Source organism: Nocardia iowensis, from assembly GCF_019222765.1.
In the GTDB taxonomy this organism is placed as follows: domain Bacteria; phylum Actinomycetota; class Actinomycetes; order Mycobacteriales; family Mycobacteriaceae; genus Nocardia; species Nocardia iowensis.
In genome coordinates, this window is sequence record NZ_CP078145.1 from 7542902 (window position 1) to 7568952 (window position 26051).

The following is a 26051-nucleotide window of genomic DNA, read 5'->3' on the forward strand; positions in this document are numbered from 1 at the left end:
GATCAGATTTTTCGGACCTGTTCGTACACCTGGACGGTCTGCGCCGCGATCTGGGACCAATCGAATTCGGCAATCGCCCGCGCCCGCCCTGCCGCACCGAACTCGGCGGCCAATGCGGGATCACCGGCCACCTCATTGATGGCCGTGGCCAACGCCTGCTCGTACTCCTCGGGCGCGGCCGGGTCGTAGTGCACCAGCCGTCCGGTCCGGCCGTCGGCGACGACCTCCGGAATGCCGCCGACATCCGAGGCGACCACCGCGGTCGCACACGCCATCGCCTCCAAGTTGACGATGCCGAGCGGCTCGTAGACCGACGGACACACGAACACCGTCGTCGCGGCCAAGATCTGCCGGATCTGCTCGGTGGGCAGCATCTCGCGCACCCAGAACACATTGCCCCGGCTGCGCTGCAACTCCTCGACCGCGGCGGCCGTCTCCGCCTCCAACTCCTTGGTGTCCGGCGCGCCCGCGCACAGCACCAGCTGGATGTCCTTGTCGAAGTCGCGGGCCGCGGCGAGCAGATGCCCGACGCCCTTCTGCCGGGTGATCCGGCCGACGAACGCCACGATCGGCTGCTCGGGCCGCACACCGAGCACGGCGAGCACCGGCCGCGCGCCCGCCGCCACCGGTCCCGGATGCCAGATGCCCGCGTCGATGCCGTTGTGCACGACGTGCACCCGATCCGGGTCGACCGCGGGATAGGCGTCGAGCACGTCGTGGCGCATGCCCTCGCTCACCGCGATGATCGCGTCCGCGTGCTCAACCGCGTTGCGTTCCGACCAGGACGAGAGCCGGTAGCCACCGCCGAGCTGTTCGGCCTTCCACGGCCGTCGTGGCTCCAGCGAATGCGCGGTGAGCACGTGTGGGATGCCATAGAGCGTGCCCGCCAGGTGCCCGGCCAGGCCGGTGTACCAGGTGTGCGAGTGCACGACGTCCACCTGCCCGGCGGCGTCGGCCATGCGCAGCTGTGCCGACATCATCTGTACCGCGGCGTTGGCGGCGTAGAGCTGCGGATCGGGTTGGTGCACTACGGCATCGGAGCGCGCGACACCCATGCAGTGCACGGTGACTTCACACAGCTGCCGCAACTGCGCAGTCAACTGCGTCACATGTACCCCGGCCCCGCCGTAGACCTCGGGTGGGTACTCGCGGGTCAGCATGGCGACCCGAAGCCGGTCCTGCGCGCCGGAATCCGCCGTCGAGCGCCCGGTGTCCGTGCCGAAACTCACCCGCTTCAAAGTAGACCTTCGCCTCGGCTGGGGCCACTCGCGCGCCGGTTACCCGGTAGTTTGGCAGGTGTGAGGAGCCAGCCGCACGTACTCGGGATCGTGCTCGCCGGTGGCGAGGGCAAGCGACTCTTTCCACTCACGGCGGACCGCGCCAAACCAGCGGTGCCGTTCGGCGGCGCGTATCGACTGATCGATTTTGTCCTCAGCAACCTGGTCAACGCGGGTTTTCTGCGGCTGTGTGTGCTCACCCAGTACAAGTCGCACTCGCTGGACCGGCACATCTCGCAGACTTGGCGGCTGTCCGGTTTCGGGGGCGAATACATCACGCCGGTGCCCGCCCAGCAGCGGCTCGGTCCGCGCTGGTATACCGGCAGCGCCGACGCGATCATGCAGTCGTTGAACCTGATCTACGACGAGGACCCCGACTACATCGTGGTTTTCGGCGCCGACCACGTGTACCGGATGGATCCGGAGCAGATGGTCAACCATCACATCGAGTCCGGCGCCGGTGTCACGGTGGCGGGCATCAGGGTGCCGCGCAGCGAGGCCAGCGCGTTCGGCTGCATCGACTCCGACGAGTCCGGCCGGATCACCCAGTTCCTGGAGAAGCCCGCGCATCCGCCCGGCACGCCCGATGATCCCAATGTCACTTTTGCGTCAATGGGCAACTATGTCTTCACCACCAAGGTGCTGGTGGATTCGATCAAGGCCGACGCGGACAACTCCGACTCCGATCACGACATGGGCGGCGACATCATCCCGTCGCTGGTCGCGTCGGGCCAGGCCGGTGTCTACGACTTCGCCGACAACGACGTCCCCGGCGCGACCGAACGCGACCGCGGCTACTGGCGCGACGTCGGGACCATCGACGCCTTCTACGACGCGCACATGGACTTGGTCTCGGTGCACCCCGTTTTCAACCTCTACAACCGGCACTGGCCGATTCGCGGTGCCGCCGAGAACCTGCCGCCCGCCAAGTTCGCCCAGGGCGGGCTGGCCCAGGAGTGCATCGTCGGCGCTGGCAGCATCCTGTCGGCCGCGACGGTCCGCAATTCGGTGCTCAGCTCCAATGTGGTGATCGACGACGGTGCCACCGTCGAGGGCAGCGTGCTCATGCCCGGCGTCCGCATCGGCCGCGGCGCGGTGGTGCGCCGGGCCATCTTGGACAAGAACGTGGTCGTCGCCGAGGGCGAGATCATCGGTGTCGACCTGGAGCGTGATCGCGAGCGTTTCGCCATCAGCAACGGCGGCGTGGTTACCGTCGGCAAGGGCGTCTGGGTGTAGCTGCGGCGGCGCTGGGATGGCCGCGCCGTCTGGGGACGTCTGGCGTCTGGGGAAGCTCGGCGATCACGTCGCGACGTTGCCGGAAGAGCCGATCAGGGCGGCGGCACGGGCGTAGCGGTGCAGAACGGCGCGCAGGGGCCGGGCGTGCGGGGCACCGTCGACTTGGTCGGACCGCCGAAATCAGCGGTGCTGACCAGATAGACCATCAGCACCGCGACCAGCAGGACCAGGGCGAAGGCGATCATCGTCCCGCCCCAGTGGATCGGGCGACGTCCGTTTTCGTCGTTGCTGTTCAAGATGTAGTAGATCACTCGGGTCGCACCTCTTCCGCATGCCCCGATCGGGAGCATCACCTCTCTGGTACCGGTTCGGATGTGCTCTGAGCAGCATGCGCCTCGAATCGCCACACCGTTGCGGTATTCGCCGACCCGGCCGCGACCGACGCCGGCGACCGGCCCACCCCTCCGGGGTCGGTCACCAGCGGTCCAGCCTCCGAACACGTCCGAGAACGGTCTTCTCTCCTCGAACGTGACCTGACGAAGGCGAACCGGCCATCCTACATCCGTTGCGAGGCTTCGCATTCCATGATCTGTCACCGATCGGCTGGCGCAATGCCCAGCGCGACAACCAGATTCACGAACGGTGAACAGCGCGGAACCACGCTCCACCGCTCGGTGGAGCGTGCGTCGGACGTACTGATGGGCTACTGGCCGGGGGCAGGTGGTGCGGGCGGCGCCGTGCAGAACGGTTCGCAGGACCCCTGCGTCGGGGTGACTTTCGCTGGGCCGGTATCGAAGTCGGCGTTACTCACCAGCACCATCAGGATCACCGCGGCGAGAATGACGAGACCGAAAAGAACTAGGGTGGGCCGCAACCAACTCGTTCGATGTTCTACGACGACGTGGCCGACATGGCCGATTTCGAAGAGTTCGTACCCACGCATTGCTATACCTCCGCCAACTGGCTACCTACCGGGTACCCGGCGTGGGGCGGGGAAACCGCGTTTCTTTACCAGTCAGCCGCGTGAAGCGCAGAGCAATCCGTCGCCGACCGGAATCAGCACACTGGTGAGCTCCGGGTCCTCGGCGATCGCGCGGGTGGCCGCCCGCACCGCCTGCGTGGCCGGATCACGTTGCGCCGCATCGGGTACCCGCCCGCCGAGCAGCGCGTTGTGCAGCAGAATGGCGCCGCCCGCGCGCAACAACCGCACCGCTTGGGTGACGTATTGCGGATGCTCGAGCGGTGCGGCGTCGATGAAGACCAAATCGTAGGCGCCGTCCGCGAGGCGGGGCAGCACATCGAGCGCGCGGCCGTTGATCAGACGGGTGCGCGCGGGCGGAATCTCGGCGGTACGAAACGCCTCCTTGGCGGCGCGCTGATGCTCCGGCTCGGAATCGATGGTGGTCAGCGTTCCGTCCTCGCGCATGCCGTCGAGCAGCCACAGCCCGCTGATGCCCGCGCCGGTACCGACCTCGACCACAGCCTTGGCGCCAAGCAACTGTGCGTACATACTCAGCAGCGCCCCGACCGACGGCGGCACGGGCACCGCACCGAGTTCGGTGGCCCGTTCGCGCGCGCTGACGAGGATCTCGTCCTCCACGACGGATTCCTCCACGTAGGCGAGATTTCGCTCCAAATTCGATGCCACCGTATGAGGCTATCCCGCCTCTGCGCGTATTCAGGTCGTACTAGTGGGTGCCACGCATGACGCGTTGCGCGCGAATCTCCCGGAAGTTTTCTCAGGTGTCCCTCAGGGTCTCCATATCCAGGCCATATCAGGACAGGAAAGAGTAGGGGCAACGCAAGACCAGCCGACCGCTCGACACGGGACGCGGGAACAACGACATACCGATTGTCGGTTGTATCCAACGTAACGGTTCCAGGTCCGAAACAGATTCGGATCGGAGCCCAGTTCCGAGTTTACGGTCCCTAGTAGGAGGTAGCCCCATCCACATGGTCGATGCGGCGCGTGAGCACGCCACCCTGCCAGAGCAGATTCTGCCGATCGAGTCCGAGGCCGACGAGGCCGTGGATCTCACCGGTACCGCTGCCTTCGATGCCACCGGTGACCGGGCGGCCATGCCGTCCTGGGACGACCTGGTCCGCGAACACGCCGACCGCGTCTACCGGCTGGCCTACCGCCTGTCCGGCGATGCGCAAGACGCCGAGGATCTCACCCAGGAGACCTTCATCCGCGTGTTCCGCTCGCTGTCCAATTACCAGCCGGGCACCTTCGAGGGCTGGTTGCACCGCATCACCACGAACCTGTTCCTCGACATGGTTCGCCGCCGCAACCGCATTCGGATGGAAGCGCTGCCGGAGGACTACGACCGGGTCCCATCCGAAGGTCCCGACCCGGAGCAGGCCTATCACGACGCCCGCCTCGACCCGGATCTGCAACGTGCGCTGGATTCGCTCGCGCCGGAATTCCGCGCCGCTGTCGTGCTGTGTGACATCGAAGGACTCTCCTACGAGGAAATCGGCGCTACGCTCGGCGTGAAGCTCGGTACGGTGCGCAGCCGCATTCATCGCGGGCGACAGGCACTGCGCGACTACCTTGCGCATAATGGAAGTGAGCAGCGGTTCGCCGCTGAAGCAAACATCGGGTGAGCCGGACGAAGGCATCGCCCTACGGATCGGATGATGTCGGTTGGAAGGGTGAGCACCGAATGAGTGGCGACTCCAGCACGTCCGGTCGTCGTCCGCCTCGATTCCGTCCCACCGAGCATCTGGCCAGCGAAGCGGTCGCGGCCTATGTGGACGGCGAGTTGCGGATGAACGCCTATCTGCGTGCCGCCCAACATCTTTCTGAGTGCCCGGAATGCGCGGCCGAGGTCGACGCGCAACAGCAGGCGCGCGTCGCGCTGCGCCAATCGGGCCCGATCTCCATTCCCACGGGTCTGCACGACAGCCTGACCCGAATTCCGCTCGCCGATCTCCCCGGCGGCGCGTCGAGCCAGACGTCCGGATCCACCGGGACTCCGCGCAACGAGGCGGTTTTCGGCTTTCTGACCGATTCGTTCGCCGCGACTCGGTGGACTACGTGGTGGCGCAAGTAGAGTTTCCCGCGTGACTGAGCGTAGCGAGGGATCCAAAGGCACAGCGGCCGACAGGGGGAACCTGCGGCCGCCGGACGCGCCCGTCCTGGGGCCGCGCCCGGTCTACCGACCCCATGTCGACACCCACACCGCCCGTGCCTTCCGCAGGCCCACCGGTCTGTCCGGATCGTTCGCCGAGCCGCTCCCCCGTAGCTCCGCGCAGGCCGCGAGCCAGGACGTGCAGAACCGCCCGCCGGACGCGGTGCTCGCCGAGGCGTTCGGACGCCCGGCAGGTTCCACCGAACTCTTGCAGCGCGACCCGGACGCCGCCGACGACACCGCGCCCGCGGCAGGCCCCGTCGACCCGTGGCGCGACCCGACCTCCGCCGCACGGCTCGGCGCGCCCGCGGTACCGACGCCGAAATCCGAGCCGCTGCCGCAGGCGCAGCGCCTGAGCGCCCGCGAGGTCCTGTTCGGTTCCCGCGTCGCCCCCAAGGCCCTTGCCCTGCTCGCGGTCGTCGCCCTCGCCATCGGCGTGCTCGGCGGCCTGGTCGGCCGACTGACCGCCGAGCAGGCCTCCACGCTCACCTCCCGCAAAGTCACGCTGGAGCAGGCCGCCGACCCCGAACAGCCGCACAGCCAGATCGCCAAGGTCGCCAACGCGGTGCTGCCCGCCGTCGTGTCCATCCGGGTCACCGTCGGCGAGAACGGCGCCACCGGCTCCGGCGTGGTGATCGACGGCGCTGGCTACATCGCGACCAACAACCACGTGGTCTCGATGGCCGCGCAGGACAAGACCAACAAGGCCGCCATCCAGGTCCAGTTCTCCGACGGCACCCGCGTGCCCGCCAATATCGTCGGGCGCGATCCGAAGTCCGATCTAGCCGTGCTCAAGGTCGACGTGAAGAACCTCACCGTCGCCAAGCTCGGTAAGTCCAACGACGTCCAGGTCGGCGACGAAGTGCTGGCCATCGGCTCCCCGCTCGGCCTGAGCAAGACGGTGACCTCCGGCATCGTCAGCGCGCTGCACCGCCCGGTGAAACTGCAGGGCGAAGGCAGCGATACCAACGCGGTGATCGACGCGGTGCAGACCGACGCCTCGATCAACCCGGGTAACTCCGGTGGCGCGCTGGTGGACATGGAGGGCAGGCTCATCGGCATCAACACCGCGATCCGCAGCGAGACCGGCGGCTCGGTCGGCCTCGGCTTCGCCATCCCGGTGGACCGGGCCACCGAGGTGGCGCAGACGCTGATCCGCGACGGCAAGATCCACCACCCGACACTCGGCGTCAGCCTGCGCAGCAAGGTGGTCGCGAACGAGCAGATGAGTGGCGCCGAGGTGGCCGACGTCGCGCCGGGCGGGCCCGCTGCCAGGGCCGGGATCGTCGAGAAGGACGTGATCGTGAAGGTGGGCGATCGCGAGGTGACCGGTCCGGACGAACTCGTGGTCGCGGTGCAGTCACGCCGGATCGGCGAGACGGTGAACGTGGTATTGATCCGCGACGGCAGGCAGGTGGACGTGTCCGTCACGCTGGAATCCGACTGAGCCGCTGGTCGAATGGCCGGGTAGCCTGGATCCGTGTTCAGCAACATCGGCTGGAGCGAGATGATGATCTTGCTCGTCGCCGCCCTCGTGATCCTCGGACCGGAGCGACTGCCCGGCGCGGTTCGCTGGACCACGCGCAGCCTGCGTCAGGTGCGCGACTACGCCAGCGGCGCGACCGCACAGCTGAAGGACGAGCTCGGCCCGGAGTTCGAGGATTTCCGCAAGCCGCTGGCCGACCTGAACGAGCTGCGCGGCATGACCCCGCGCTCGATGGTGACCAAACACCTTCTCAACGGCGACGATTCGATCTTCCGCAACATGGAGGACGCGCTGCCGGACAAGAAGGATCTCTACGGCACGAACAGCGGAATGCCGGACTATCCGATGCCCAAATTGGAAAAACCGCTGGAGCGCAACGAACGTCCACCGATCGACACCGACGCTACGTGAGCTGGCGCGAACGAGTCACGAGAAGGGCTCGGTGTCAAGCGAACTAGACACCATGGCCTGTCCAGCTGTCTAGACTTCGCACATGTCGGCCGATGACGTGGCGCGAGTTTTCGCGATCGAAGACAAGGTCGAGCGACTGAAGGCGGCCACCGATGGGGTGGCGGCGGCCCAGCAGACCATCAACGAACTCACCAGGATCCGTCGCGCGGTGATCCGCGAGCTACACGCCGAAGGCTGGACCTTCGCCAGAATCGGTGCGGCAGCCGGGCTTTCCCGCGCTCGGATCCATCAGGTGAGCACCCAGGGCCCCGCACCGGAGGGCTTGTTCTTCGGGCACGGGACGCTCACCGTGCTGGTGCCGGAGGTGCGGGCGGGCCGGGTGATCGGCGCGCCGGATCCGGCGGCGCCGCATCGCCTCGTCGAGTTGCTGCGCGAACTCGGCTTCACCGCCTCGATCGAGCACTTCCTGCCGGGACGGCCGGTCGACCTGAACCGGGACGGCGTGATCGTGCTCGGCGGCCCGGAACTCTCGCCGAGCCTGCGTCAGCTGCTCGCCGCCGATCCGCGGCTGCGGCGCGCGGTGGCCAGGGCGGGTGACGCCAGGCGTGGCATCGAGGATCGGGCCGCGCGCCGGGTCTATCGCCCGGGCGGACCCGATCCGCACGACATCGCCTATCTGGCGCGACTACCGCGTCCGGACGGGCGCGGCACGGTGCTGATGATCGACGGCATGCACCCGCCCGGCTCGCTCGGTGCTATCCGGTTGCTCGCCACCCGGCTGGCCACCCTGCACGAACGGGCGGGCACGCACCTGTTCTCGGTGCTGGTCGCCTGCCGATTCGACCGCGCGACCGGTGAGCCGCTGGAAGCCGAGTTGCTCACGCCGGTCTATCGGCACGACCCCGAAATGCGGGTGCCCGCACCGGGTTCGCGTCGCTGAATTCCGCTGGCAGCCACCGCGCGACCTGGTGCCGACAATGATCGCCACACGAGTAATGTGGCGCAGGTCACTCTGCCCTTCCCTTCGGGAAATCCCGATGCGATGCTTGGATAGCTAGAAGATAACTAAGCGTTGATAGGTGAGCTCAGATGAGTGTTCCACGTTCGATGGCGGCGAGTTCCGCGCCCACGGTCCGTACGGTGCGGCCGAAGCCGCTCGAGCCAGGACAGGCCGCCGTGATCGACGCGGCCGATCCGATCATCACGACCCATCGGGTCACCTACAGCGACCGGCTGAAGCTGTTCATCGGCGCAGGCGAGACCATCGATAACTTCCTGCGACCGCTACGCAGGCTGGACGGCCACCACCGCTACTCGATCCAACTGACCCGGCTGCCCGCGCCCATGCGCCCCGCCGACATCACCCCCGCGGTCAGTTCCGCCCCCGGACAGAACTATCTGCGGTGCACCGGATCGGCGGACGCGTTGGTCCTCGAACTCCGCACCACCGTCGACGGCAGCACCCGCCTGCACACCGTCGGTCGTGCGGGCAGCTGGGACGGCGAGCCCGCCATCTGCGTCCAGGTTCCGGAGAACATGCCGACGCCCTGGATCTATCCGAACGAGGTATTCACCGCCGAAACCGCGGCCGAGATCTTCGCCGCCTACTTCCACACCGGCACGGTCCCACCCGGCTTCGAGCTCCGCGAAACGATCGACTGATGCGTTTCCCGAGGAGGCAGTGATGAACCCGCTCGTCATCGTCGGCGGCGCCGTATTGGCGGTCGGCCTGGTGGTTCTGATCGTCACCGTGCTGCGCAGACCCACTGCTTCGCACCGGCACCTGACCGTCGCCGCGCTACAGGCACGACTCGCCGAGGAGAACACCCCGGTGGCCCCCGAATCGGAGGAACGCCTGATAGACCCGGTAATGGAACACGCGTCGGCCCAGCCACCCAAGGAGTCCTGACCGACAGGCAGGCCGAATAGCCGTTCGCTCCGGCCCGGTCCGCCTACGGGCTTTGCCGGACTGTTGCCCGGTAGGCTGGATATGAGCCGGTGTACCCCGGTGAGCCCGCTCGAGAGAGGAACCGTGCTGATGCGCGCCATGCTCGAGCAATTGACAACGCTGGCGAACCAGGGCCCCGTGGCCTTGGCGCGAGTTGTGGATACCACCGGCCCCGGACCGCGTGAGCCGGGTGCGGCCATGCTCGTCACCGAATCGGGCGAGGTCGTCGGGTCGCTGTCGGGCGGTTGTGTGGAGGCCGCGGTCGTCGAATCGGCGCGGCAGGTGCTGAGCACCGGGCACGCGGTGACCGACCGGTTCGGCTACGCCGACGGCGACGGTATCGCGGTCGGGCTGACCTGTGGCGGCGAGATCGAGGTCTTCGTCGAACGGGTGGGGCCGGAGCACCTCGCGATCCTTTCGGACTTGCGTCGGCGGATCGAGGCAGGCACCCCGGTCGCGCTGGCCACCAGACTGGACACGACCGCGGAATGGAAACTGGTGCGCGACGGCGATACCGACGCGTGGCACGGCGTCGACCGCGACGCGCGCGCACTGCTCGCCACGGGACACAGCGGAGTGGTCGGCGCCGACGAGTGCGAGGCCGACGCCTCCCCGCGCCCCCGCGTTTTCGTGCAGGTCTTCGCGGCTCCCGCGCGGATGATCCTGGCGGGTGCGAACGATTTCGTGCGGGCGCTGAGCCGCACCGGCCGCCAGCTCGGCTACCGGGTCACCGTCGTCGATGCCCGCGAAACCTTCGCCACAGCAGCCCGATTCCCGTCCGCGCACGAGGTCGTGGTCGACTGGCCGCACCGGTACCTGCGCACCGAACACGAGGCGGGCCGGATCGACGGCCGCACCGTGGTCTGCGTGCTCACCCACGACCCCAAGTTCGACGTGCCGACGATCGCGGCGGCCTTGCGCATCGACGATATCGCCTTCGTCGGCGCCCTTGGTTCCCGCCGCACCCACGCCGAACGCACCGACCGCCTGCGCGCCGCTGGCGTCACCGAGAGTCGGCTGGCGCGCCTGAAAAGCCCACTGGGCCTGGACCTCAACGCACGCACACCCGACGAGACCGCGATCTCCATCGCCGCGCAGATCCTCGCCGAGCGCGGCTCGGCATCGGCGCGACCGCTCGATCGGCTCGACGGGCCCATCCACCGCTGAGCCCGCCGCGGCGAATCAGAGCAGATGTTCGAGCCGTAGCGGAATGTCGCGGCAGCGGCGGCCGGTGGCGTGGTGGACGGCGTTCACAATGGCGGCGGCGGCACCGATCATGCCGAGTTCGCCGATGCCCTTGACGCCCAACGGGTTCACAACCGTGTCATCGACTTCCACGAACGAGATGTCGACCTCGGGAGCGTCCGCGTTCACCGGCAACAGGTATTCCAGCAGCGACGCGTTGGCCCAGCGGCCATCGCGGATATCGGGCAGGGTGGCCTCCATGAGTGCTTGGGACAGGCCCCAATTCATGCCGCCGAGCACTTGGCTGCGCGCCAACTTCGCATTGAGCACCCGGCCGGGTGCGAAGGCGCCGACCATGCGGCGAACACGGATGATGCCCAACTCCGGGTCCACGGCGACTTCGGCGAACTGCGCGCCGAAGCTCATCTTCGCGTACGGCGCCGCCGTCGTGGCGGGCCGCCAACTGCCGGTCGTCTCGATATCCGAGAGATGATTCCGCTCCAGCACCTCCGCGTAGGCCTCGCTGACCGAAGGGTCCTCGATCAGCCGGAGTCGGCCGTCCACTCCCTCGATCTCATCGGGCGTGCGGCCGCGCAGCGGTGAGTCGATGTCGGCGACCGCGATCTCGATGAGCTGGGCGAGCAACTGGGTGCAGGTGGTGTGCACGGCGGAGCTGACCGCACTCGCGCCGATCGATCCGACGGTGGCGGCGATGTTCGGGTAGTCGGTGTTGCCGATCTCGAACCGGATGCGGTCGAACGGCATGCCCATGGCATCGCAGGCGACCTGCGACATAGCCGTGGCCACCCCGGTGCCGAATTCCTGGGTACCCGTCTGGACAACGAGTGAGCCGTCCGCACGCAACCGAGCGTGTGCCCGTTGCGGTTGGCCGGGTTCGTACACCGGGTAGCCCGCGGTGCCGACGCCCCAGCCGATGAGCCAGTTCCCGTCGGTGTGCGATCCGGGGGTCTGGTTACGGCGGTCCCAGCCGAAACGCTGCGCGGACAGCCGGAGGCATTCGAGATAACCGTCGGAGCTCCACGGGTTTCCGCTCTCCGGGTCGACGGCGGAGTGATTGCGCAGCCGCAGTTCCACCGGGTCCGCGCCGAGTTGTTCGGCGAGTTCGTCTATGGCGCACTCCAGCGCGATCATGCCGGAAGCCTCACCAGGCCCGCGCATGAACGTCGGCGTCATGGTGTTGCCCTTGATCAGCCGATACTGCCCGTCCCAGTGCGGGATTCCGTACGCCTTGCTCGCCACCTCCAGTGACGGTTCCGCCCAGTCGTCGAAATGCGAAGTGACGGAGAGCTTGTGGTGCCGCAAGCCGGTGAACCGGCCGTCCGCGTCACTGACCAGGGTGACGCGCTGCTCCTGCTCTTCCCGTAATCCGGTGCCGTAGAACATCTGCTCGCGATTCAAGATCACCCGAACCGGCCTGCCCAGCTCCCGCGCGATCAGCGGGGCGAGCGTAACGTGCGGCCACATCATGGCTTTGGCGCCGAAACCGCCGCCGACGTAGTCGGTGACCACCCGCACCTTGCTCGGCGAGATGCCCAGGTGCGCCGCGATGGTCAGCTGACTCGCCACGATGCCCTGGGTGGCGTCGTAGACGGTGACCGAATCCCCGTTCCACATGGCGGCGGTGACCGAGCATTCGATCGGATTGTGGTGATTGGCGGCGAAGCGGAACGTCGCATCGACGGTGTGCGCGGCTGATGCCGCGGCGGACGCGAAGTCGCCACGCGATTGGGACGCGGGGATCTGGCCCGCGAAAATGTTGTCCGGCAGGTACTGCTCGTCGCGTCCGTCGTCCAGCCGCACCAGCGCGGGCTGTGCGTCGTAGGTGGCCTCGACCAGCCGGGCGGCGTGCTGGGCAACCTCGAAGGTGTCCGCGACGACCACGGCGATCGGCTGGCCGAAGTAGTGGATCGTGTTGTCCTGCATGGGAAAGAAGGTCTGGCCCGGTGCTGGTTGGCCGAACAGGGATGGCATCAGCGGCACCGACGGGACCCGCGGCAAGTTTTCGTGGGTGAGCACAGCGACCGCACCGGCACGCAATGCGCGACTGGTGTCGATGGATGTCACTGTGCCGTTGCCGATCTCGGCTCCGACGATGACGCCGTAGGCGGCGTTCGGCATCGGGATCTCGGCGGTGTACCTGGCGGCACCGGTGACCTTGGCGTGCCCGTCGATGCGGTCGAGTCCCTGACCGACGAGCTTGGCAGCGGCTGGAGCGCTCATTTCCGACCTCCTCGCTGCGCGATCCCGTCGGCGACTATTTCCAGCGTGCGCACCATGGTCCGTTGCGCCAGTTCGATTTTGAACCGATTCATGGCATGGCTGCCGTCGGCGCCCGCGAGTTCGGTGGCGGCGGCGGCCGCGAAATTCTCCTTCGTCGCGGGCTTGCCGATCAGCAACGCCTCGGCCATTCTGGCGCGCCACGGTTTGGTCGCCACGCCGCCGAGACCGATGCGGACATCACGCACCTGCCCGTCCATCAGATCGAGCGCCACTGCCGCGGAAGCTGCGGCGAATTCATAGGATTCGCGGTCGCGCACCTTCAGGTAGTGCGAGTTCACCGCGAACGGCAACGGCGGCACGTCGATTCCGACAATGAGTTCGTCGGCGGTGATCGGATGTTCGAGATGCGGTGTGTCACCGGGCAAGAGGAAGAAGTCGTCGAAGGCGATGGCCCTGCTACCGCGCGGGCCCTGCACGTGCACCACGGCGTCGAGTGCGGTCAGTGGGATCGCCATATCGGACGGATGCATGGCGAAACAGTGCTCGCTGGTACCCAATACGGCATTGCCGCGATGCAGTCCCTCGTGCGCGCCGCAGCCACTCCCCGGCTCGCGCTTGTTGCAGGCGAACGCGATATCGCGGAACTGTGGACACCGCACCCGCTGCATCAGGTTGCCGCCCATCGAGGCCATGTTGCGGATCTGCGCGGACGCGCCCTTCCACAGGGCGATGGACAGAAACGGAAAGCGTTCGACGACACCGGGATCGGCGGCCACGTCGCCCATCCGAGCCATCGCGCCGATACGCAGGCCGCCGTCCGGGCGATGCTCCAGGTCGGTGAGCGGCAGCCGGTTGATGTCGACGACATTGTCCGGCTCCATCGCGCCGATCCGCAGCATGTCCACCAAAGTGGTGCCACCGGCCAGGAATACGGTATTCGGTCGGGCGGTCACCGCGGCTAGTGCCTGGTCCACCGTCTCGGCGCGGGCAAAGGCGATGGGCTTCATCGGGTCTCACCCATCTCGTCGCGCGCGGTCTTTATCGCGTCCCTGATGTTCTGATAGGCGGCGCAGCGGCAGATATTGCCGCTCATCCATTCGGCGATCTCCGCATCGCTGCCGGTGTGACCCTCTTCGATGCATTTGATCGCCGACATGATCTGGCCCGGTGTGCAATACCCACACTGGAAGCCGTCGCAACTGATGAAGGCGCGCTGCACCGGGTGCAGTTCCTCCCCGGCCGCGACCCCTTCGATGGTGGTGACCTCGCGTCCCTCCACGCTCAATGCCAAGGTGAGGCAGGACAATTCGCGCTTGCCGTCGACCCACACCGTGCACGCACCGCACGCGCCCTGGTCACACCCCTTCTTGGTGCCGGTGAGACGCAGGTATTCGCGAAGGGCATCGAGCAGGCTGACCCGTGGTTCCAGGGCCACCGGGAAAACGTGGCCGTTGACGCGCAATGTCGCCAGCGTGTAATCGGGACCGGCAAACTCCGGCTGCCGAGTGTCCTGCTTGGGTAGCTCACCAATAGTCATAGACGTATCTCCTGCTCATGAGTGCGCAATGGCTGCACGTCTCGGAATACAGAATGCGAACGTAAGACCCGAGCTCCACCCTAGCGTCCAGACAGCAAACTCGCTCACTATCTGGCGAATATGCGAATCGCATCCGTTGTCGGCCCATGGCTTTCGACGAACAGCAACGAACCCGGGCACCAGCGGCACCCGGGTTCGCACGTCAGACTGTGATCAGGCAGCCGCCCATGCCGGGCGCAGCGTATTCATCGGCGGCCGGTCGGCCAGCGACACCTCGGTGCTCTGCGCGGTGAAGGCGTCCCCGATCAGCGGGAACTGGGTGAGCGCTGCCCCGGAATCCTGCACGCCGCTGCGACCGAGCACGGTGCCGAGAATCTGCCTGCTCATCACCCCCAGATCCGCCAGCGGGCGGTTCCGGTGGGTGCGCACCCCCAGGTTCACCTGGCCGATCGCGGACAGGCCGAGCTGGTCGTAGGTATCGAGCAGCAACCCGATCTCCACCCCGTAGCCGGGCGCGAACGGTACCGAAGTGAGCAACTCGCGGGTGCCGGCGTATTCGCCGCCCAGCGGCTGCAGCACGTCCGAGAGGTCGGGGCGCAGCGCGGCGAGCAGCGGCCGGGCGACGAGCTCGGTGACCCGCCCGCCGCCGTGCGCGTCCACCGCACCGCCCTGCCGCAGCGGCCTGCGGTAGTAGGCCTTGACCAGGTGCATGTCATCGACGGTGAGCAGCGGGCCGAGCAGCTTCGGGACGAAGGCGGGATCGGGATCGATGAGATCGGAGTCGACGAAGGCGATCAGATCACCGCTGGTGACGGCCAGCGAGCGCCACAGCACCTCACCCTTGCCCGGCACCGGGTCCAACTCCGGCACCGCCTGTTCCCGGCTGATCACCTCGGCGCCCGCGGCACGGGCCCGCTCGGCGGTGGCGTCGGTCGAGCCGGAATCGAGCACGAGCAGTTCGTCGACCAGGGTGCCGAGCAGTGGGCGGATGCTGGCGACCACGTCGGCGACGGTGTTTTCCTCGTTGAGCGCGGGCAGCACCACCGAAACGGTGCGGCCCGCTTTGGCGGCGACGAGTTCGTCGACGGACCAGTCGGGGGTGTCCCAGGTGTTTGTCGTCGCCCACGCGGGGCTGTATTCGCGGCTGTGGGGGTGGTGGAATTTCATACCAAACCTCGCAGGGTGCGTGCTGGGGGCCGGATGCCTTGGATCGCGGCGATCATGTCCACCACCCGCCGGGTCGCGGCGACTTCGTGGACGCGGAAGACGCGGGCGCCGGCGGCGGCCGACCATGCTGTTGCTGCCAATGTGCCCTCCAACCGCTCGGAAAGATCGACACCTAGAGTCTCCCCGATGAAATCCTTGTTGCTGAGTGCCATCAGGACTGGCCACCCGGTATTTACAAGAACGTCCACTCCGCGCAACAACTCCAGCCCGTGATAAGTGTTCTTGCCGAAATCATGGGTCGGATCGATCAAAATCGAATCCTTGCGCACCCCCGCCGCGACCGCGTTCTCGGCCGCGCGCACCACGGTATCGGTCACTTCGGCCAGCACGTCGGCGTAGCGGACCCGATGTGGACGGGTGCGCGGCACCGCTCCGCCGGTGTGACTGCACACGATTCCGACGCCGTGTTCGGCGGCCACCCGCACCAGATCGGGGTCGGCGCCCGACCAGGTGTCGTTGATCAGATCCGCACCCGCCCGCACGGCGGCCAGCGCCACATCGGCCCGCCAGGTGTCGATGCTGATCAATAGCTCCGGGTACTTTTCGCGAATTGCCGCGACGAACGGGATTACCCGTCGTGATTCCTCGGCCGCGTCGACCACCGAGCCCGGGCCCGCCTTGACCCCGCCGATATCGACGAGATCGGCTCCCTCGTCCACCGCACGCGCGACCGCGTCCATGGCGGCGGCGTCGGTGAAGGTCGCACCCTTGTCGTAGAACGAATCGGGAGTCCGATTGACGATCGCCATGACCAGCGCCCGATCCGTCGCCACCGACTTGCCACACAGGCTTGGCAGGGGCGTTACGGTCGGGCTGGGCACTCCCCGACTGTACCGACTCATGTATCTCCACCCCCAGGTGCGGGACCCGCGCACCCGATCTCGAGAGCCGCATCCGTCCTGGGGGTGTGCACCCCTTTTGGCTCCTGGTGAAGGAGTGACGATGCCGTGCGGGGTGCGTTCGGTGTCAGTTCTTCGGCGCCCGGCCCGCGGCCACGTCGGAGGGGTAGTCGTCGTAGGCCGGGACGTAGCCGTCGGAACGGCCCGCGAGAACGTACAGGGTGCCGTCGCCGTCCGGGGCGTAGCCCTGCTTGCGCAGCTCGACCTTGCGGCTCTTGAAGGTGGAGGTCTGCTCCAGTTCCTCGACGACCCGGATGAACAATGGGACGGCGTAGCCGGGTAGCCGGTCGTAGGTCAGCTCGGCGACGGCCTTGCCGTCGAACTCGGCGTCGGGACTCAGCGTCACGGCGGCCATGCCCGCTTTGCCGTCGGTGCCGGGAATGGCTACGCCGTAGACGACCGCGTGGGAAATGGCATCGGACTGGGTGAGCGCGCCTTCGACCTCGGTGGTCGCCACGTTCTCGCCCTTCCAGCGGAAGGTGTCGCCGAGCCGGTCCACGAACGCGATGTGATGCCAGCCCTGGTTGCGGACCAGGTCGCCGGTGTCGAACCAGACGTCGCCCTTCTTGAAACCGTCGCGCACCAGCTTCGCCTCGGAGGCCTCTTTGTCGGTGTAGCCGTCGAACGGCGAGCGGCTGGTCACCTTGGCCAGCAGCAGTCCGACACCGCCGGTACCGACCCGGCGCAACCGGCCGTTGTTGTCCCGCTTGGCTTTTCCGGTTTCGTCGTCATATTCCACCACCGCGTACGGCAGCGGCCCGAACCCCGCGGTGCGGTCGACGCTGAACGCGTTGACGAAGGCGATATTGGCCTCGCTGGCAGCGTAGAACTCAACGATCCGGTTGATGCCGAAACGCTGCTTGAACTCGTCCCACAGTTCCGGGCGCAGCCCGTTGCCGACCGCCAGGCGAACCCTGTGCTGCCGGTCGGTGGGCTTCTCGGGCTGGTTGAGCAGGTAACGGCACAGTTCACCGATATAGATGAAAGCCGTTGCCTGCTCGCGGATCACCTCGCCCCAGAAGCGGGACACCGAGAAATGCCGTCCCAGCGCCAAGGTGGCACCGGAGCACAGCACGGTCGACAGCGCGACGGTCAGCGCGTTGTTGTGGTACAGCGGCAGGCAGCAGTACAGAGTGTCGTTGCCGCGCAAGCGAATACCGAGGCCCCCGAGGCCGACCATGCTTTTGGTCCAGCGCAGGTGCGTCATCACGCTGGCCTTCGGCAGACCGGTGGTGCCGGAGGTGAAGATCAGGAAGGCGCGCTCCTTGGCGGTGATCTCGGCGCAGACCGGCGGATCGGTGGCGGCCTCACCCTGGGCGGCGGCGTGTAGATCCTTGGCGGACAACACATTCGCGGGCGGCTCGGACAGCGAGTCCAATGCCTCCTTGCATTCCTCGCCGACCACATTGAGCACGCTGTTCAGCAGGCCGAAACTGTGCGCGAGCACCTGGTCGCGCTGATGGTGGTTGAGCAGGCCGACCGTGACGCCGAGTTTCGCCGAAGCCAGGACCACGAAAAGGGTTTCGGGCCGGTTGGTCATCAGGACACCGACCACGTCGCCGCGCCGCACACCACGCTCGGCGAGCACCGACGCGTAGCGGTTCACCTCGGCATTGGCCTCGCCATAGCTGTAGGCGGCACCCTCGAAACGCAGGAACAGGCGGTCCGGATGACGATGGGCGGTGCGCTGAAAGTACAGCCCGACAGAAGATTTGTCGTCCGGCTTGACCAGCATGCCGACCGCGTTGCGCAGCATGCCCGGCGCGTCGAGCGCCATCGCCGGGAGGCTTCTGGCCAGGTCTAACAGGCTCACCGTGGAGCGACCGTCTGAACTCACTTTTCAGTTCTCCTCATCAGGGCGCCGCGGCCGCCTCCAGTGCCGCGAAGGCAGACGAAAGATCGGTGACCACGGTGACGCGGTCCATGGCGCGTTGCGGCACGAACTTACGGTCGTAGAGTTCGTCGAGCCATCGGAAAAGACCTCGGTAGAAGCCATCCGAATCCAACAGCACCACGGGCTTATTGTGCTGTCCCAGATAGCCTCCGGTCCAGGTTTCGAAGAACTCCTCCAGCGTGCCGATGCCGCCGGGCAGGGTGAGGAAGGCGTCGGCGCGGTCCTCCATGATCTGCTTGCGCTGCCGCATGGTGTCGGTGACGACCAGCTCGTCGGCGTCGACGTCGGCGACTTCGCGGTGCACCAGATGTTTCGGGATCACCCCGATGGTGTTCGCGCCGCCCGCCCGCGCCGCGTTCGCCACCTCGCCCATCATCGAGACATTGCCGCCACCGGACACCAATTGCCAACCGCGCCGGGCGATCTCGGCGCCAACCTGGGCCGCCAGGGAAAGATAGGCGGGATCGATGGTGCTGGCGGAGCAGTAGACACAGATGGCGTAGGGCTGCTCGTTCACCACTGGTCCTCCGTACCGATCGCGTCCTGCGCGCCATTCGCCTCGGCGTTGGCGAGGATGATCTGCACAACCTCCTCCACGCTGTCGGTCACATGGATCAGCCCGAGATCACCGGGCGAGATCTTGCCGGAGCCGCCGAGTGAGTCACGGAGCCAATCGACCAGTCCGGACCAGTACCTGGTGCCGAACAGGATGATCGGGAAGCGGGTGATCTTGCGGGTCTGCACCAGGGTGAGCGCCTCGAACAGTTCGTCCAGGGTGCCGAAGCCGCCGGGCAGGCAGATAAAGGCCTCCGAGTACTTCACGAACATCGTCTTGCGGACGAAGAAGTAGCGGAAGTTGATGCCCAGATCGACCCAGTCGTTGAGGCTCTGCTCGAACGGCAGCTCGATGCCGAGGCCGATCGAATAACCGCCCGCCTCACACGCGCCCCGGTTCGCCGCCTCCATCGCGCCGGGCCCGCCGCCGGTGATCACCGCGAAACCGGCCTTGGCCAGTGCCGCGCCGATGGCCCGGCCCGCCTCGTACTCCGGATGATCCGGCCCGGTGCGCGCCGATCCGAAAACGGTCACCGCACGCGGCACCTCGGCGAGCGCGCCGAAACCCTCGACGAACTCGGCTTGGATGCGCAGCACGCGCCACGGGTCGGTATGCACCCAATCGGTGTCGCCGCGCCGGTCCAGCAAATTCCGGTCGGCAGTGCCGATCCCGTCCTTGCGGTCGCGGCGGAACATGACCGGCCCGCGGAACTTGGCTGTCGACTTCGGCTTGTTGGCAACCTCACGGTCAGCGGCGTCGGTGGACATGCGATCCACGCTACCGGGCGGTGGACCAGGGCAACGGGTCGGACAGGAGAAGTCGTCCTACGTTCAGCCCCAGTACTCGCCGCGCTTCTTCCGTTCCTCGACCTCGGCCAGGTACTCGGCTTCCTTCGGGGTGCCGAGTCTGTCTTCGTCTCCGTACTTGTCGGGGAGGTGTCTCAGCTGATCGGGGGGTATGGCATCGCGAATGCGGTTGAATTCGGCGGCCATTTCGATGATCCTCGCCTTTTCTTCTTCGCTCAGCGGGTTCTCCACCTCGTGAGATTCCCTGAAGATCTTGCCGTCGATTTCTTCTGGCATCACTAACTCCCTTTGCCTATTTCTCGCCCATGAGAATTATAGTGCGTCCGTTGACCTCAGTTTTCGAGACCACTTCGAACGTGGTGGGCGATCTGAACAGCACTTCCATTTCTTCGGGAATACCTCCGTTGTGGCCGAGGTATTTTCCGTTCTTCGAAACGATTTGGAATTCTACGTTGCGGTCTTTCGCAGCCTCTGGTGTGGCGGAGGACGACGTGAGCGGCTGCTCTGTGATCTCATGCCCCGGTTTGTACTTCGCGATCTCGTCTGGAGTCAGCTCGACTCGGCGGGTAACCATGCCCTCATGCGGCGGCATCTTGTCCAGTGCCTTATTGACCTGGTCGAGCCATGCCTTTTCATCGGGGGTGAGTTCTCGCCCTTCACGGACAGCTTTGTTGAGCACCGATCCGTCACTGACGTAACGATTGATCGCCGCCTGTTCTTCCGGAGTCAAATCGACTTTGGCCGTACCCGGCGGATGCTTGGTCGTCGGCACCTCGATCGGTTCGTTTTTCGGCGGTGGATCTGCCTTGGGCTTGAGCCGACCACCAGGTGCCAGGTCCTCGAGACGTTCCATTTCCCGCACATGCCGGGCAAGGTCCTGGTCGAGCTTCACTCCGGCGCGGATCCGGCGGTTGTTCTGCCATTGCTCGATCAGGGTCCGCATTGGGCGGGCGTAGCGGGCGCAGATGGCGGCGGCTCCGGCCAGGCCGACCGCGGCACCGGCGCCGAAGGTGATCCAGGACGACGCGATCGCGATGGCGGCGTTGATGGCCAGTTCCTGGATCAGCGCATCGCGCACCATCTCGAGCTGTTGGCGCAGGGTGTCGCGCAGTTCATCCAGTGCTTGCCGGTGCGCGCGACAGGACTCGGCCAGTTCGCCCATGGCGGCGAGCACCGCTTCGGCGGCCGACTTCAGCGCGCGCAGGTCTTCATCGATGAACGCGATTTCCGGTGCGATGACGGCATCGAACGCGACGGCGGCGGCTTCGAGGACGGCCGGGAACGCGGCGGCCCCTTCGGCGGTGCGGGCACGGTCCCACGTGTCGGCGGCGTTCGAGATGGTGGCGGCGTTGCCGTCGGGCACGGTGATGCCGATCTTCTCGACGAGTCCGAGCCCTTCATCCTTCAGCCCGCTGCCGGGGCCGCCCGCACTCGGTAGCGGCACCCGGCAATTGAGTGCCGGGTACATCGGTGCCGGTGGTTTTACCGGTGCGGGTCCGGCGTTCATCGTGGCCCCGTGCTCATCGAGGGCGCGCTGGTAGCCGAGCTCGTTGAGGATGATGGCGTAGCTGTGGGCGGCGGTGGCGACTCGGGTGACCATGCGCAGGATCTCGGTCGCGCGAGCGTCGTAGGTCCGCGCCCACTCCTTGGCGTCGCTGTAGCTGCCCGCCATATCGGTCGCCTTGGCGAGTTCGGGCCATTGGGCGTCGACGGCAGCCCACCAGGCCGACGCGCCCGCGGCCACCTTCGCGGCGGTGTCGTAGTAGGTGGTGACGTCGACGTCGAGAACAGTGCCGGTCACCGCGCGGATCCACCACCGCGCCCGAGCATCGCGATATTCGCTGCCGAGCCTTGCTCGTAGGACCGGCGGGCCGCTGTTGCGGCAGCCTGCATCTTCGCCAGGCCGTCAGCGATCTTCGCGGCGGCGGTGGTCCATTCGGTATGCGCGGTAGCGTGCGCGTCTGCCGCGGCACCGGTCCAGGTTGCCTGCACAGCGGCCATGCGCTCGTCCACCTCACGCAAGGACTCGTTCACGAACCCCGCCAAGCTGGCCACCTTGGCTGTCACCGCTTCCAGCTGTGCGAGGTCTACGCGATACTGCTCGGTCAATGTCGTTGTCCCCCACAGGCCGCGGATCGGATGTTTCGCTCGAGGTGGAGCTAGGGCAAGTCCAGCGAGCTGACGGCGCTCGCGGTGCTGGAGTCGGTCGCGGCCGTGCGATCGACCACTACGCCGAGTAGATCGGCCATGTCGGCCAGCGCTTCGAAAACGGCCATGGCGGCAGTGTGGGTTTCGTCCCAGGCCTGGGCGTAGGCGGTAGCCGCGGTGCCGCGCCAGCTCGACATGAGCCCTTCGACATCGGCCGATCCCGAGCGCAGGCCGTTGATGAGGTTTTGGGCGGTCAGCTGCACGTAGCGACCGGCGTCGGACACGTGATCGGGGACCAGGGCGAAGGTGGGAGCGGTGTCGGTCACGGATGTTCCTCGGGTTTCGTGGTCAGTCCGTCGAGCCGGTCAGGTAGGTGCGCAGCATGGCGGTGACGGCGGTGATCTGGTCGACCGGGACGTGCTCGTCGCGCTTGTGGGCGAGGTTGGGGTCGCCGGGGCCGAAGTTGACGGCGGGGATGCCGCGGGCGGCGAACCGGGAGACGTCGGTCCAGCCGTACTTGGCGCGCACTCCGCCGCCACCGTGGCTGTTCACCGAGGCGACCAGGTCCTTGGCGGCGGGGGCGGTCAGCCCTGGCAGCGCGCCCGGGGCGGAATCGGTCACCTCGAAGGTCAGCTCGAGGCCGTCGAACACCTCGCGGACATGCTCGACGGCTTGGGTCACGGTGCGGTCGGGCGCGAAGCGGAAGTTCACGTCCACCTCGGCCGCGTCGGGGACCACATTGCCCGCCACTCCGCCGAAAACCCGTACCGCGGACAGCCCTTCGCGGTAGACGCACCCGTCGATGTCGACCTCGCGGGCGCGGTAGTCGGCCAGCCGTTGCAGGATCGGTGCCAGGCGGTGAATCGCGTTGTCGCCCAACCAGGCTCGTGCCGAATGCGCGCGCACCCCGGCGGTGGACAGCCGAACCCGCAGCGTCCCTTGGCAACCCGCCTCGATCCAGCCGCCGGACGGTTCGCCGAGCACCGCCAGGTCACCGGCAAGCCACTCCGGCAGGTCGCGTTCGATGTGCCCGAGTCCATTGAATTCCGAAGCGATTTCCTCGCAGTCGTAGAAGATCAGCGTCAGATCGTGCACCGGCTCGGCGACCGTCGCGGCCAGATGCAGGAACACCGCGTCGCCGGACTTCATATCGACCGATCCGCAGCCGTACAGCACCCGCTCACCCGCCGCGTTCACCGCGAAGTGGCCCGGCACGTTGTCGGCGATCGGCACGGTATCCAAGTGACCGGCCAGCACCACCCGGGTCGGCAGCCCGCGATTCGTCCGCGCCAGCACCACATTCCCGTGCCGTAGCACCTCGAATCCGCTGGTCTGCTCCCGCAGCGCCTGTTCGACGAGATCGGTGATCGCCAGTTCGTCCCGAGAAACGCTCGGAATGTCGACAAGAGCGGCGGTCAGCGTAATCGGGTCGGCACGCAGGTCGATGGTCACGTACCCACCCTACGACCGTGTCGAACGGCACCGGCGCGGAGCAGGCTCACCACGGGTGACGGCGGGTCGGTAACCTCTGTGGACGTGAGTACTCAGGGAGCAGCAGCAGTCGGTATCGCCAATGTGACCGCGGACGGGACCGTCCTCGACACCTGGTACCCGAGCCCGGAACTCGGCGAGTTCGCCGAGACCGGGACCAAGCGGCTGGACGACGCGCCCGCCGAGTACGCGGCGCTGCTCGGCTTCGACGAGGCGCGCGGTGTCGATGTGGTCGCGGTGCGCACGACGATCGCCGATCTGTCCGTCGCCCCCGTCGACGCGCACGACGTCTACCTGCGCCTGCACCTGCTCTCGCACCGGCTGGTCCGGCCGCACGGGGTGAGCCTCGACGGCCAGTTCGGGCTGCTGAGCAATGTGGTGTGGACCAACCACGGTCCGGCGGCGGTCGACGGCTTCGAGACCACCCGCGCCAAGCTGCGCGCCCGCGGCCCGGTGACCGTGTACAGCGTCGACAAGTTCCCGCGCATGGTCGACTACGTCGTTCCGTCCGGCGTGCGCATCGGCGACGCGGACCGGGTCCGGCTCGGCGCGCACCTCGCCTCCGGCACCACCGTCATGCACGAGGGCTTCGTGAACTTCAACGCGGGCACCCTCGGCAACTCCATGGTCGAGGGGCGCATTTCCGCGGGTGTGGTGGTCGGCGACGGCTCCGATATCGGCGGCGGCGCGTCCACCATGGGCACCCTCTCCGGCGGCGGCACCACCATCATCTCCATCGGCGAACGTTCCCTGCTCGGCGCCAACTCCGGCCTCGGCATCCCGCTCGGCGACGACTGCGTCCTGGAAGCGGGCCTCTACCTGACCGCGGGCACCAAGGTCACCGCCCCCGACGGCACCGTCACCAAGGCCGCCGAATTCAGCGGCCAGAACAACCTCCTCTTCCGCCGCAACTCCGTCACCGGCGCGGTAGAAGTGGTCCCCCGCAAGGGAACCGGCATCGAACTCAACGCCGCCCTGCACGCCAACGACTGACTCGACGCCCCGTGGCAAGCCACGAGCAGCGCGCTCATTGACCTGCCGCGCACGAAATCGCTGGCGTATTCCGGCGCGGCAGACGAACTCACGCGCGGCGAGTTCCGTCGCGGTCGGCGAGCTCAGGTGAGGCGCTTCTTTTGGACTTTGCCCATGGCGTTGCGGGGCAAGGAATCGACTACGCGGATTTCGCGGGGGCGTTTGTGGACGGAGAGTTGTTCGGCCACATAGGTGATCAGGTCTTGTTCGATCGACGCAGGCGCGGTGGGGCGTAGGACGACGAAGGCGACTATGCGCTGGCCGAGGTCGGGGTCGGGGAGGCCGACGACGGCGGCCTCGGCGACGTCCGGGTGACCGAGGAGGACGGTTTCGACTTCGCCTGCGCCGATGCGGTAGCCACCGGATTTGATGAGGTCCACCGATTCGCGACCGACGATGCGGTGGAAGCCGTCGGCGTCGATGGCGGCGACGTCGCCGGTCTTGAACCAGCCGTCGTCGGTCCAGCTTTCGGCAGTGGCTTCGGGTCGGTTGAGGTAGCCGTCGAAGAGCATCGGGCCGGAAACCTGGAGGCCGCCGATGCTTTCACCGTCATGCGCGACATCGGCGCCGGATTCGTCGCGCAACCGGGTCCGCACGCCTCGCACCGGGGTGCCGACCCACCCGGGGCGGCGCTCACCGTCGGCGCGGGTGGACAAGGTGATCATGGTTTCGCTCATGCCGTAGCGCTCGATGGGCGCGTGGCCGGTGAGTTCACGCAACCGCTCGAAGACCGGAACGGGCAGCGGTGCACTACCGGACACGAGCAGTCGAGCGTCCGCCAATCGCTTTGCGGCAGCTGGATCTTCGACGATGCGCGACCACACGGTCGGCACCCCGAAGTACAGCGTGCCCGACGCGGCGGCATACGCCTGGGGGGTCGGCTTGCCGGTATGCACCAGCGGGCTGCCGACCCGCAGCGGGCCGAGCACGCCGAGGATCAGGCCGTGCACGTGGAACAACGGAAGTCCGTGTACCAGCACGTCGTTCGCGGTCCACGCCCACGCATCGGCCAGTGCGTCCAATCCGGCCGCGATCGCACCGCGGCTGAGCACAACGCCTTTCGGCAATCCGGTCGTCCCGGAGGTGTACAGCACGAAAGCTGTTGTGGCGGAGTCGGGTTCAGGGTAGGTGTGCCACGACCTGGCGTGCACCCGCACCGGAATCACGGGCAGCTCGCTCCCCTCCTGCGCTTTCCCGAGCCACGCTTGCGCCCCGGAATCGGCCAGGATGTGCGCGAGTTCCGCGGTGCCCGAATCCGGCGGCACCGGAACGACGGTCACGCCCGCGATCAGGCAGCCGACGATCGCGAGCACCGTGGTGACGGTCGGCTCGGCCAGCACCGCGACCCGATCGGCGCGGGCAACGCGTTCGGCCACCGATGTCGCGGCACCGAGCAGATCACTGCGCGAGAGCGTCACCCCGTCGATGGTGACGGCATTCGGAATATCCGCGCCGCCTGCGACGGCGAGCGGGTTCAGGGAACTGAGCAGCAGCGGCGGACCGAACGACATGCGCCCAAACTACTTCGCCCCGCCCCGGG

At 67.2% G+C, this 26051-nt stretch carries 28 protein-coding genes; 10 read left to right on the top strand and 18 right to left on the bottom strand.

The features are described from left to right. Nucleotides 1-2: 2 nt before the first annotated feature. Complete coding sequence (gene glgA / locus KV110_RS34755; RefSeq protein ID WP_218479270.1) at nucleotides 3-1160, bottom strand: glycogen synthase; 1158 nt, start codon at nucleotides 1158-1160, stop codon at nucleotides 3-5. A 138-nt stretch (nucleotides 1161-1298) separates the two neighbouring features. Between glgA and glgC the strand changes: the two genes are divergently transcribed. Then, entirely contained in the window at nucleotides 1299-2513 is a 1215-nt protein-coding gene (gene glgC, locus KV110_RS34760; protein ID WP_218471372.1) for a glucose-1-phosphate adenylyltransferase, read from the top strand. Nucleotides 2514-2605: 92 nt separating this feature from the next. On the opposite strand, the gene KV110_RS34765 is transcribed toward glgC, so the two are convergent. The 3 genes from KV110_RS34765 to KV110_RS34775 form a co-directional block, all read right to left on the bottom strand. Continuing rightward, nucleotides 2606-2824 (bottom strand): hypothetical protein, encoded by a 219-nt coding sequence (locus KV110_RS34765; protein WP_218479552.1) that lies wholly within the window; start codon nucleotides 2822-2824, stop codon nucleotides 2606-2608. Between the two features lie 392 nt (nucleotides 2825-3216). After that, nucleotides 3217-3456, bottom strand: a complete 240-nt coding sequence (locus KV110_RS34770) for a hypothetical protein (RefSeq protein ID WP_218471373.1) — start codon at nucleotides 3454-3456, stop codon at nucleotides 3217-3219. A gap of 72 nt (nucleotides 3457-3528) precedes the next feature. Beyond that, nucleotides 3529-4161, bottom strand: a complete 633-nt coding sequence (locus KV110_RS34775; RefSeq protein WP_218471374.1) for an O-methyltransferase — start codon at nucleotides 4159-4161, stop codon at nucleotides 3529-3531. Nucleotides 4162-4466: 305 nt separating this feature from the next. On the opposite strand from KV110_RS34775, the gene sigE reads away from it, so the two are divergent. The 8 genes from sigE (at nucleotide 4467) to KV110_RS34815 (ending at nucleotide 10662) form a co-directional block, all read left to right on the top strand. Further along, nucleotides 4467-5123 carry an RNA polymerase sigma factor SigE gene (sigE, locus tag KV110_RS34780; RefSeq protein WP_218471375.1) on the top strand — a complete coding sequence of 219 codons (657 nt, stop codon included), beginning with the start codon at nucleotides 4467-4469 and terminating at the stop codon, nucleotides 5121-5123. 59 nt (nucleotides 5124-5182) lie between these two features. Continuing rightward, nucleotides 5183-5572, top strand: coding sequence for a zf-HC2 domain-containing protein (locus KV110_RS34785; RefSeq protein ID WP_218471376.1), 390 nt, complete (start codon nucleotides 5183-5185; stop codon nucleotides 5570-5572). Between the two features lie 10 nt (nucleotides 5573-5582). Then, nucleotides 5583-7097, top strand: a complete 1515-nt coding sequence (locus tag KV110_RS34790) for a S1C family serine protease (RefSeq protein ID WP_218471377.1) — start codon at nucleotides 5583-5585, stop codon at nucleotides 7095-7097. Nucleotides 7098-7130: 33 nt separating this feature from the next. Continuing rightward, nucleotides 7131-7547, top strand: a complete 417-nt coding sequence (gene tatB, locus KV110_RS34795) for a Sec-independent protein translocase protein TatB (protein ID WP_218471378.1) — start codon at nucleotides 7131-7133, stop codon at nucleotides 7545-7547. Between the two features lie 82 nt (nucleotides 7548-7629). Further along, nucleotides 7630-8487: a hypothetical protein gene (locus KV110_RS34800; protein WP_218471379.1), complete on the top strand. Its 858-nt coding sequence runs from the start codon at nucleotides 7630-7632 to the stop codon at nucleotides 8485-8487. Nucleotides 8488-8636: 149 nt separating this feature from the next. Beyond that, nucleotides 8637-9209 carry a hypothetical protein gene (locus tag KV110_RS34805; RefSeq protein WP_218471380.1) on the top strand — a complete coding sequence of 191 codons (573 nt, stop codon included), beginning with the start codon at nucleotides 8637-8639 and terminating at the stop codon, nucleotides 9207-9209. A gap of 22 nt (nucleotides 9210-9231) precedes the next feature. Continuing rightward, nucleotides 9232-9456: a hypothetical protein gene (locus KV110_RS34810; protein WP_218471381.1), complete on the top strand. Its 225-nt coding sequence runs from the start codon at nucleotides 9232-9234 to the stop codon at nucleotides 9454-9456. 129 nt (nucleotides 9457-9585) lie between these two features. Beyond that, nucleotides 9586-10662: an XdhC family protein gene (locus KV110_RS34815; RefSeq protein WP_218479273.1), complete on the top strand. Its 1077-nt coding sequence runs from the start codon at nucleotides 9586-9588 to the stop codon at nucleotides 10660-10662. Nucleotides 10663-10677: 15 nt separating this feature from the next. On the opposite strand, the gene KV110_RS34820 is transcribed toward KV110_RS34815, so the two are convergent. The 13 genes from KV110_RS34820 to dapE all read right to left on the bottom strand — a co-directional run bounded on the left by KV110_RS34820 (nucleotide 10678) and on the right by dapE (nucleotide 23440). Beyond that, complete coding sequence (locus tag KV110_RS34820; protein ID WP_218471382.1) at nucleotides 10678-12921, bottom strand: xanthine dehydrogenase family protein molybdopterin-binding subunit; 2244 nt, start codon at nucleotides 12919-12921, stop codon at nucleotides 10678-10680. After that, nucleotides 12918-13928, bottom strand: a complete 1011-nt coding sequence (locus KV110_RS34825) for an FAD binding domain-containing protein (protein ID WP_218471383.1) — start codon at nucleotides 13926-13928, stop codon at nucleotides 12918-12920. The genes KV110_RS34820 and KV110_RS34825 overlap by 4 nt, the downstream gene beginning before the upstream one ends. Further along, nucleotides 13925-14392, bottom strand: a complete 468-nt coding sequence (locus tag KV110_RS34830) for a (2Fe-2S)-binding protein (RefSeq protein ID WP_218479276.1) — start codon at nucleotides 14390-14392, stop codon at nucleotides 13925-13927. Before KV110_RS34830 ends, KV110_RS34825 begins: the two co-directional genes overlap by 4 nt. A gap of 279 nt (nucleotides 14393-14671) precedes the next feature. Further along, the gene (locus tag KV110_RS34835) at nucleotides 14672-15625 is read right to left on the bottom strand and encodes a glucosyl-3-phosphoglycerate synthase (protein ID WP_218471384.1); all 954 of its coding nucleotides are present in this window, start codon (nucleotides 15623-15625) and stop codon (nucleotides 14672-14674) included. Next, entirely contained in the window at nucleotides 15622-16527 is a 906-nt protein-coding gene (folP, locus tag KV110_RS34840) for a dihydropteroate synthase (RefSeq protein WP_218471385.1), read from the bottom strand. The genes KV110_RS34835 and folP overlap by 4 nt, the downstream gene beginning before the upstream one ends. A gap of 124 nt (nucleotides 16528-16651) precedes the next feature. After that, nucleotides 16652-18421 carry a long-chain-acyl-CoA synthetase gene (locus KV110_RS34845; RefSeq protein WP_218471386.1) on the bottom strand — a complete coding sequence of 590 codons (1770 nt, stop codon included), beginning with the start codon at nucleotides 18419-18421 and terminating at the stop codon, nucleotides 16652-16654. Between the two features lie 16 nt (nucleotides 18422-18437). Beyond that, complete coding sequence (locus tag KV110_RS34850; protein WP_218471387.1) at nucleotides 18438-18995, bottom strand: LOG family protein; 558 nt, start codon at nucleotides 18993-18995, stop codon at nucleotides 18438-18440. Then, the gene (locus tag KV110_RS34855) at nucleotides 18992-19801 is read right to left on the bottom strand and encodes an LOG family protein (RefSeq protein WP_218471388.1); all 810 of its coding nucleotides are present in this window, start codon (nucleotides 19799-19801) and stop codon (nucleotides 18992-18994) included. The genes KV110_RS34850 and KV110_RS34855 overlap by 4 nt, the downstream gene beginning before the upstream one ends. 63 nt (nucleotides 19802-19864) lie before the next feature. Beyond that, on the bottom strand, nucleotides 19865-20116 hold the full coding sequence (locus KV110_RS34860; protein WP_218471389.1) for a hypothetical protein: 252 nt from the start codon (nucleotides 20114-20116) through the stop codon (nucleotides 19865-19867). A gap of 16 nt (nucleotides 20117-20132) precedes the next feature. Then, the gene (locus KV110_RS34865) at nucleotides 20133-21641 is read right to left on the bottom strand and encodes an ADP-ribosyltransferase (protein WP_218471390.1); all 1509 of its coding nucleotides are present in this window, start codon (nucleotides 21639-21641) and stop codon (nucleotides 20133-20135) included. Next, nucleotides 21638-21949, bottom strand: coding sequence for a WXG100 family type VII secretion target (locus KV110_RS34870; RefSeq protein ID WP_218471391.1), 312 nt, complete (start codon nucleotides 21947-21949; stop codon nucleotides 21638-21640). The genes KV110_RS34865 and KV110_RS34870 overlap by 4 nt, the downstream gene beginning before the upstream one ends. Nucleotides 21950-21999: 50 nt before the next feature. Then, complete coding sequence (locus tag KV110_RS34875; RefSeq protein WP_218471392.1) at nucleotides 22000-22314, bottom strand: WXG100 family type VII secretion target; 315 nt, start codon at nucleotides 22312-22314, stop codon at nucleotides 22000-22002. A 22-nt stretch (nucleotides 22315-22336) separates the two neighbouring features. Continuing rightward, complete coding sequence (dapE, locus tag KV110_RS34880) at nucleotides 22337-23440, bottom strand: succinyl-diaminopimelate desuccinylase (protein ID WP_218471393.1); 1104 nt, start codon at nucleotides 23438-23440, stop codon at nucleotides 22337-22339. 84 nt (nucleotides 23441-23524) lie between these two features. Here dapE and dapD point away from each other — a divergent pair, with 84 nt between their 5' ends. Continuing rightward, entirely contained in the window at nucleotides 23525-24472 is a 948-nt protein-coding gene (gene dapD / locus KV110_RS34885) for a 2,3,4,5-tetrahydropyridine-2,6-dicarboxylate N-succinyltransferase (protein WP_218471394.1), read from the top strand. Between the two features lie 122 nt (nucleotides 24473-24594). Here dapD and KV110_RS34890 read toward each other — a convergent pair whose 3' ends face one another. Beyond that, nucleotides 24595-26022 carry an acyl-CoA synthetase gene (locus KV110_RS34890; RefSeq protein ID WP_218471395.1) on the bottom strand — a complete coding sequence of 476 codons (1428 nt, stop codon included), beginning with the start codon at nucleotides 26020-26022 and terminating at the stop codon, nucleotides 24595-24597. Nucleotides 26023-26051 lie beyond the last annotated feature (29 nt).